The sequence below is a fragment of the Streptomyces sp. DvalAA-14 genome, assembly GCF_900091855.1.
In the GTDB taxonomy this organism is placed as follows: Bacteria; Actinomycetota; Actinomycetes; order Streptomycetales; family Streptomycetaceae; genus Actinacidiphila.
Map to the genome: position 1 here is coordinate 1 of NZ_FMCH01000620.1, position 7,746 is coordinate 7,746.

Consider the following 7,746-nt stretch of genomic DNA (forward strand, 5'->3'; position numbering starts at 1 on the left):
TCCCGCTGCGCCGCCCCGGCCAATGGCTGTCCGCGCTGGTCCTGCTGGTGCTGTTCGCGATGTTCGTGCACACCGTGCTGACCAACCGCCGCTTCCAATGGGCCACCGTCGGCGACTACTTCCTGAGCGGATCCATCCTGCGCGGCCTGGAGCTGACGCTCTGGCTCACCGCGGCCGTGATGGCCACCGGCTACCTCCTGGGCATCGCCGTCGCCGCGATGCGGCTGTCCCGCAACCCGGTGCTGAGCTCGCTGAGCTTCGGCTTCGTGTGGCTGCTGCGATCCGTCCCGCCGCTGGTCCAGCTGCTCTTCTGGTACGAACTCGCCTCGCTCTACCCGCAGTTGTCATTCGGCCTGCCCTTCGGCCCCGCGGTCGCCACGGTGCGGACGGCGCACCTGTTCAGCGGGATCCTGGCGGCCTACGTCGGCCTCACCCTGGATGTCGCGGCCTTCTCCTCGGAGATCGTCCGGGGCGGCATCCTGTCCGTCGACCGCGGCCAGACCCAGGCGGCCCAGGCGCTGGGCCTGGGCAACGCGCGGATCTTCCGCAGGATCGTGCTGCCGCAGGCGATGCCGGCCATCGTGCCGGCCTCGGGCAACCTGCTGATCGGGATGCTCAAGGCGACCTCGATCGTGAGCGTCATCGCCGTGCAGGACCTGCTCTACTCGTCCCAGCTGATCTACAACCAGAACTACCTGATCATCCCGCTGCTGCTGGTGGCGACCCTCTGGTACATCATCCTCACCACGCTGCTCTCGGTCGGGCAGTACTTCGTGGAGCGCCGCTTCGCCCGCGGCAGCGGCGGCGGCAACGGCCGTACCCGGCGCGGCTTCTGGCAGCTCCTGCGGGGCAACGCGCCGCTGCTCGGCCGGACCGGCACCGAACTGGCGGGAATCGGATGACCGCGACCGACGCGCCCCTGGTGCGGATCAGAGGGCTGCGCAAGAGCTTCGGCGCCCATCAGGTGCTGGACGGCGTCGATCTGGACGTGCGCCGGGGCGAGGTCACCGTCGTGCTCGGACCCTCGGGATCGGGCAAGTCCACACTGCTGCGCAGCGTCAACCACCTGGAGCGGCCCGACGCCGGCTTCGTGCAGGTGGGCGAGGAGATCATCGGCTACCGCTACCAGGACGGCCGGCTGCACGAGTTGGCGCACCGCGCCATCACCCGGCAGCGGGCCCGGGTCGGCATGGTCTTCCAGCAGTTCAACCTCTTCCCGCACCTCACGGTGCTGGACAACCTGGTGGAGGCTCCGGTCGCCGTGCACGGCGTGCCGAAGAAGCAGGCGGCGGCCCGGGCCCGCGCGCTGCTGGAGCGGGTCGGCCTGGCCGGACGGGAAGGCGCCTATCCCCGGCAGCTGTCCGGCGGCCAGCAGCAGCGGGTCGCGATCGCCCGGGCGCTGGCGATGGAGCCGGAACTGCTGCTGTTCGACGAGCCGACCAGCGCCCTCGACCCGGAACTGGTCGGTGAGGTGCTGGCCGTGATGAAGGATCTCGCCGACGGCGGGATGACCATGATCGTGGTCACCCATGAGATCGGCTTCGCCCGCGAAGTCGCCGACACCGTGGTGTTCCTGGACGGCGGCCGGATCATCGAGTCCGGCCCGCCCGGCGACGTGCTGGACAACCCCCGGCACGACCGGGCCCGCGCCTTCCTCGCCGCCGTCCTCTGACGACCGACCCCTGCCCAGGCCCCCGCCTCGGGCCCCTGCCTCGGACTTCTGCCTCGGACTTCTGCCTCGGGACCCCTCCTCCGGACCTCTCCCGGGCCGCTTCACCGGCGCTTTTCCGCCCCGCGCCGCCCCGACCCGCCGCGCCCGCGCCGCCCCCGCCATGCCCGCTGACCCTGTCACCGCCCCGAAAGGAACCTCCGTGACCACCGACGGACGCCGCCCCGCCCGCCCCCTGTCGCGTACCGCCCTCGCCGCGGCGACCACCGCCGCCGTCCTCACCCTGCTCAGCGCCTGCGGCTCCGGCGGCGGTACGGCCGCGCCGGCCGGCAACGGCGCGCCCGGGTCAACCTCGGCCGCCGCGGGCTCCGCCGGAGGGACGGCGATCCCCGCGCAGGACGTCGTCTCGGCGATCCGGCCCGACCCGGCGCTCACCGCCGAACTGCCGGCGAACATCCGCAGCCGCGGCAGCCTCATCCTCGGCACCAGCCGGGTGGTGGGCACCTCGGGCCTGCCGCACGGCGGCCAGGACACCGGCGGCAAGGTGGTCGGCCTCGACATCGACCTGCGCAACGCCGTCGCCAAGGTGCTCGGGGTCGGCCTGGACATCCAGTACGGCACCTTCCCCACCGTCATCCCCGGTGTGCAGAACGGCAAGTACGACGTGGGGATGGACAACTTCGGCGCCACCAAGGCCCGCGAGCAGGTCGTCGACTTCGCCACCTACCTCGACGACGGGCAGTCCTTCCTCGGCGCCAAGGACATCGCGCCGGACGCGGTGCGGAGCCTGACCGACCTGTGCGGCCTCAACGTGGCGACCAGCCCGGGCTCGACCTTCCAGCAGATCCTGACCGACGGGGCGTCGAAGTGCGCCGCGGCCGGCAAGAGCCCCTACAAGGTCCAGTACTTCACCGACAACGCGCCGATCTTCCTCGGCCTGGCCAACGGCAAGGTGGACGTCTTCTTCGGTCCGACCCTGAGCCTGAAGTACGACGCCCTGCACCTGGCGTACACCAAGTACCTGGGCCAGATCAGCACCACCCCGGTCGGCTTCGTCACCGCGAAGGACTCGCCGGTCGCCAAGGCGCTGCGCGACGCCGTCAACAAGCTGATCGCCAGCGGCGACTACGCCAGGATCTTCGCCAAGTGGGGTGTGGCCGGCACCGCGGTCAGCACGTCTGTCCTTAACCCGCCCACCACCTTCTGAGCCGGGGCGGGCGGCGGCCGGCCGGCCCGGTCGCCGCCGGCCCGCTCACCGGCGCCGCCGGGAGCGCCGGATCTCGCCCAGCAGCGGCAGCAGCGACAGGACCACGATGAACGCGACCAGCGGCAGCAGGTAATGGTCGATGTGCGGCACCGAGGAACCCAGCGCGTACCCGGCCAGCACCAGGCTCTGCGACCAGGCCAGGGCGCCGACGATCTGCCAGACGGTGAACGTCCGCAGCGGCACGCCCAGTGCTCCGGCGGCCGGGCTCAGCACCGTGCGGACGAACGGTACGAACCGCCCCAGCGCGATCGCTTTCCCGTAGCCGTACCGGGACAGCAGCTCCTCGGCGCGGGCCATGCCCTTCTCCAGGTGCCGGTTGTCCGTGCGGGCCAGCAGCGCCGCGCCGCCGCGCCGCCCGATCAGGTAGCCGACCTGGGCGCCGGCGATGGACCCGACCGCGCCGCACACCAGCACCTGCCACAGCGACAGATGCGTACCGGGCCGGCCGCCCGCGCACAGCAGCCCGGCCGGGAAGAGCAGCGTGTCGCCGGGCAGGAAGAAGCCGACCACCAGCAGCCCCGACTCGGCGAAGATCACCAGCAGAACGCCCAGCGCTCCGAAGCCCGACAGCACCGACGCGCCGTTCATCGGATTGACCGCGTCAGCTATCACGCCCCGCCCCCTCCCACAGAAAGTCTCAGCCCGGAACTGATCCGGCCTCACCAACTACTACACTATGTAGTAGTCCAGTTCCTCACTCGGCCCCCGATGGGCGGGGAGGAACAGAGCGGTGAGCGTGCCGTCGGCACCTGATCATCCTCTACGACCTTCGCACGCGGCGGTCGGCCGAGGTCCCCTTTCCGCGCGTCGCGCCCGCAGTGTCCGCGGGCGCGGGCGCGCAAGGGGGCCTCGGCGGCGCCCGTCACCCGGCCGGGCGCGGCGCGGCGCGCGGTTCGGAGTCCTGTGCCGGGCCCGGCGGTTCAGAGCGCCGCGACGAGCTCGTCCAGCATGCGGTCGATGGCGCCGACACTCACCGACAGGTGGCCCTCGCCCTGTTCGAGATGCGCCACCGCGCCCGGCACCCGGCCGGCCAGCCACGCGCCGTGGGCGAAGGGCACCATCAGATCCTCGGTGCCCTGCCAGACGAAGGCCGGCACGGTGATCTCATCGAGGGAGAAGCCCCAGGGCCCGGTGAAGGCGAGGTCGTCGTCGAGCCATCCGTCCACGCCGAGCCGCAGTGCTTCGGCGAAGCCGGCCTGCATGTCCTCGGCGAGCTCATGGGTCAGCACCGCGCGGTCGACCTCGGACAGCACGCTGGCCATCCCGGCGAGCAGACCGGCCGCGTCGGCTCCGCGCAGCCCCTCCGCCTCCTGGTCCAAGTACGGGCGCAGCGCCGGCTCGCCCTCGACGGCCAGCCCGAACTCGGTGATGTTCAACTCGCCCATCCCGGCGGTGAAGTCCAACTCCGCCAGCCCCCACGGCGCCACGCCCGCGATGGACAGCACCCCGGCCACCCGGTCGGGGAGCCGGGCCGCCGTGGCCAGCGCGTGCGGGCCGCCGCCGGACCATCCGCCGACCAGGCAGCGGGAAGCGCCGAGATGGTCCAGCAGCACCCGTACGTCGGCGGCCGCGTCGACGACCGCCCGCCCCGGCAGCCGGGTGGACGCGCCGTATCCGGGCCGGGAGAAGGTCACCAGGCGCAGTCCCCGCCGGTGCGCCGCCCGCTCGATCGACCGGACGGGGGGCACGGCGCCCGGAGTGCCGTGGTGGAAGACGAGCGGCGTTCCGCCGTCGGGACCCGAGACCGCCATGTCCAGCAGGCGGCCGTCGGGCGTCGAGATCGTGGTCATACCGGATTATCGGATGTCCCGGCCCGTTCGGGGGCCGATCGCCCCGGGTGACGTGCGCCACGCCCGCGGCCGGACGCGGCAGCGGTGGCAGCGATGGCAGCGGTGGCAGCGACCCGCCGGTCCTGGTTTGCTGGAAGGGACACCTCTCGGCGCACGGAGCGAGGTTCGATCATGAAGGAGACCGACGCGGCGCACCGCCACATCCAGGAGATGCGCGAGCAGGCACGCAAAGCGGGGCAGGACGCCGAACGGACCGGCGATCCCGCCGAGCGCGAGCGGCTCCGGCAGCAGGCGCGGCAGTTGGAGTCCGACAGCGAGCAGGAGAGCATGATGGCGGCGGGGGACATCTACCCCACCGAGTGACAGCCCGGGCCGGCCGGTGCGCGCACGGCGACCTCACCGGCCGGTCGGCAGCGGCGGCAGCGCGGGATTGCGCAGCCACGCCTCGAAGACCCCGTCGAGCGGCAGCATCGTGTACTGCTGCGCGTGGGCGGCGAGACTGTCGGTGGTCACCACTCCGTGGCGGTGTATCACCGTCCAGCCCTTGATCATCCGGAAGAAGGCGCCCTCGCCGAGCGCCACCCGCAAGGCGTGCACGGCCAGCCCGCCGCGCTCGTAGAGCCGGTCGTCGAACATCAGCCGCCGCCCCGGGTCGTCCAGGCGCAGATCCTGCCGCTGCCGGGCCAGCCGGGTGTACGCGTCGGCGGCGTGCTCGGTGGCCGTGGCGCCGCCGGCGTGCTCCGACCAGAGCCACTCCGCGTACTTGGCGAAGCCCTCGTTGAGCCAGATGTGCCGCCAGTCCGCGATCGACACGCTGTTGCCGAACCACTGGTGGGCCAGCTCGTGGGCGACCAGCCGCTCCGAGTGCCGCCGGCCGCCGAGGTGGTTGACCCCGAAGGTGGCCATGCCCTGCGCCTCGACCGGGACGTCCAGCTCCTCGTCGGCGACCACCACCGCGTACTCCTCGAACGGGTACGCGCCGAACACGTCCTCGAAGAACTCCATCATCTGCGGCTGCCGGCCGAAGTCCGTGCCGAACTCGGCCAGCAGCCGGGCCGGCACGTACGCCGTCTGCGGCACCGGCCGGCGCGGATCGAAGCGGGACGCCCGGCCGGTCAGCCGGACCGACTGGTAGCGCCCGATCGAGACCGTCACCAGATAACTGGAGGTGGGCGCCGGCTGCTCGTACACCCACGTGGTGCTGCTGGCCCGGGTGGTCCTGGCGATCAGCCGGCCGCCGACGACCACCGTGTACGAGGACGGGGCGGTCACCGCGACCTGGTACGACGCCTTGTCCGCCGGGCGGTCGTTGCACGGGTACCAGGAGGGGGCGCCGACCGGCTGGCTGGCCACCAGCGCGCCGTCGGTCAGCTCCTCCCAGCCCAGGCCGCCCCACTGGCTGCCCACCGGCTTGGGGTTGCCGGTGTAGCGCACCTCGGCGGTGAAGGCCGCGCCGGGCTCCAGCGGCTTGGCGGGGCGGATCCGCAGCTTGCCGGCCCGGTGGGTCCAGTGCGCGTCCCGCCCGTCCACCACCACGCCGCCGAGCCGGAAACCCGCGGCCAGGTCGAGGCAGAACTCGCGCAGCGGGTCGCGGCCGGCCACCGCGCTGAGCCGGGCCGTGCCCTTGAGCCGGTTGGACACCGGCCGGTAGTCCACCGCCAGTTCGTAGCGGTGGACGCGGTAGCACGGGTCGCCGCTGGCGGGGAAGTACGGGTCCGTGGCCGGCGCCGCCTGCTTGTGACTCAACGGTCCTGCGCTCCCTTGCGGTCGGCGGACGGACCGTGCCCCGTCCAGCCGTGCCTCATCCTTGTCCCAGCCACGACTCCGCCGGGTTGCCCAGCCACCGGCTGTCCGGCGGGATGGACTCGGCGCGCATCACCAGCGAGGCCGGACCCAGCGTGCTGCGGGCCCCGATCTCGCTGCCCGGCAGCACGATGCCGCCGGGGCCGAGTGTCGCGCCCTCGCGCAGGACCACCGTATCCATCCGCATGATCCGGTCGTGGAAGAGGTGGGTCTGCAGTACACAGCCCCGGTTGACGCTCACCGCGTCCTCCAGGGTGACCAGGTCGGCCTCGGGCAGCCAGTAGCTCTCGCACCACACACCCCGGCCGACCGAGGCGCCCAGGCCGCGCAGCCAGAGGTTCATCAGCGGAGTGCCCGGTACCGAACCGACCAGCCACGGCACCGCCAGCACCTCGACGAAGGTGTCGGCCAGCTCGTTGCGCCACACGAATCCGCTCCACAGCGGCCGCTCCACCGCGCGGAAGCGCCCGACCAGCGTCCACTTGGCGGCGATCGACACCACCGCGGCGGCGATCCCGGCGCCCAGCAGGACGAAGCCGGACAGCAGCGCCGCCCAGCCCGGCCCGACCACCGCGGCCAGCCGCACCAGCGCCGCCAGGGTCAGTACGGCCAGCGCGGCGGAGGCCAGCACCGGCACCACCCGGCACACCTCCACCAGCCCGCGCGCGAACACCAGCCGGGCCGGCGGCTCGTAGGTACGGCTCTGGTCGCCGTCGTCGGTCGACCGCGGCAGCCGCACCGGCGGCATCCCCAGGTAGGAGCGGCCCTCCTTGGCCTTCTTCGGGGTCGCCGACAGCACCCCGACCAGGCCGCGGTCGGGCACCGCCCGACCCGGCGCGGTCATACCGGAGTTGCCGAGGAACGCCCGCTCACCGATCTCGGCCGCCCCGATCCGCAGCCAGCCGCCGCCCAGTTGGTACGGGGCGACCAGGGCGTCGTCCGCCAGGAAGGCCCCGTCGCCGACCGTGGTGAGACTGGGCAGCGCCAGCACGGTGGACACCTCGGCCCGGCTGCCGACCTTCATGCCCAGCGCCCGCAGCCACACGGGCGTGATCAGCCCGGCGTAGAGCGGGAAGAGCGTCTCGCGCGCCGCGTCCATCAGCTGGCTCACCGTCCAGGACTGCCAGCCGGTCCGGCTGTGCAGCGGGTGCCAGCCGGGCCGCAGCCCGATGCTCAGCAGCCGCACGGCGGCCACCAGCAGTGCCGCGTAGGCGAGG

8 protein-coding genes are annotated in these 7,746 nt (G+C 72.9%); 4 read left to right on the forward strand and 4 right to left on the reverse strand.

Annotated elements, in window-relative coordinates; genetic code table 11:
* From GA0115240_RS32985 to GA0115240_RS32995, 3 genes are all read left to right on the forward strand, one after another.
* Positions 1-902: amino acid ABC transporter permease (locus tag GA0115240_RS32985; RefSeq protein ID WP_107407255.1), on the forward strand; the 902-nt coding region annotated here is incomplete at its 5' end.
* Positions 903-919: 17 nt separating this feature from the next.
* Positions 920-1,672: an amino acid ABC transporter ATP-binding protein gene (locus GA0115240_RS32990; RefSeq protein ID WP_176725240.1), complete on the forward strand. Its 753-nt coding sequence runs from the start codon at positions 920-922 to the stop codon at positions 1,670-1,672.
* Between the two features lie 199 nt (positions 1,673-1,871).
* Complete coding sequence (locus tag GA0115240_RS32995; protein ID WP_202451976.1) at positions 1,872-2,876, forward strand: ABC transporter substrate-binding protein; 1,005 nt, start codon at positions 1,872-1,874, stop codon at positions 2,874-2,876.
* Between the two features lie 45 nt (positions 2,877-2,921).
* Here the strand turns inward: GA0115240_RS32995 and GA0115240_RS33000 are convergent, their stop codons facing one another.
* A complete protein-coding gene (locus GA0115240_RS33000; protein WP_093742509.1) occupies positions 2,922-3,524 on the reverse strand; it encodes a DedA family protein in 603 nt (200 codons plus the stop codon).
* A gap of 332 nt (positions 3,525-3,856) precedes the next feature.
* On the reverse strand, positions 3,857-4,726 hold the full coding sequence (locus GA0115240_RS33005) for an alpha/beta fold hydrolase (RefSeq protein WP_093742511.1): 870 nt from the start codon (positions 4,724-4,726) through the stop codon (positions 3,857-3,859).
* 171 nt (positions 4,727-4,897) lie between these two features.
* Here GA0115240_RS33005 and GA0115240_RS33010 point away from each other — a divergent pair, with 171 nt between their 5' ends.
* Entirely contained in the window at positions 4,898-5,089 is a 192-nt protein-coding gene (locus GA0115240_RS33010) for a DUF6381 family protein (RefSeq protein WP_161302627.1), read from the forward strand.
* Positions 5,090-5,122: 33 nt separating this feature from the next.
* On the opposite strand, the gene GA0115240_RS33015 is transcribed toward GA0115240_RS33010, so the two are convergent.
* Positions 5,123-6,472 carry a M1 family metallopeptidase gene (locus GA0115240_RS33015; RefSeq protein ID WP_093742512.1) on the reverse strand — a complete coding sequence of 450 codons (1,350 nt, stop codon included), beginning with the start codon at positions 6,470-6,472 and terminating at the stop codon, positions 5,123-5,125.
* Between the two features lie 55 nt (positions 6,473-6,527).
* A partial coding sequence (locus GA0115240_RS33020; RefSeq protein WP_346268008.1) for a Pls/PosA family non-ribosomal peptide synthetase occupies positions 6,528-7,746 on the reverse strand: 1,219 nt, incomplete at its 5' end.

What these genes read in the sequence shown, in the direction of transcription:
- GA0115240_RS33000 (WP_093742509.1), bottom strand. Translation starts at nt 3,524, where the DNA reads ATGAACGGCGCGTCGGTGCTGTCGGGCTTCGGAGCGCTGGGCGTTCTG.
- GA0115240_RS33005 (WP_093742511.1), bottom strand. Translation starts at nt 4,726, where the DNA reads ATGACCACGATCTCGACGCCCGACGGCCGCCTGCTGGACATGGCGGTC.
- GA0115240_RS33010 (WP_161302627.1), top strand. Translation starts at nt 4,898, where the DNA reads ATGAAGGAGACCGACGCGGCGCACCGCCACATCCAGGAGATGCGCGAG.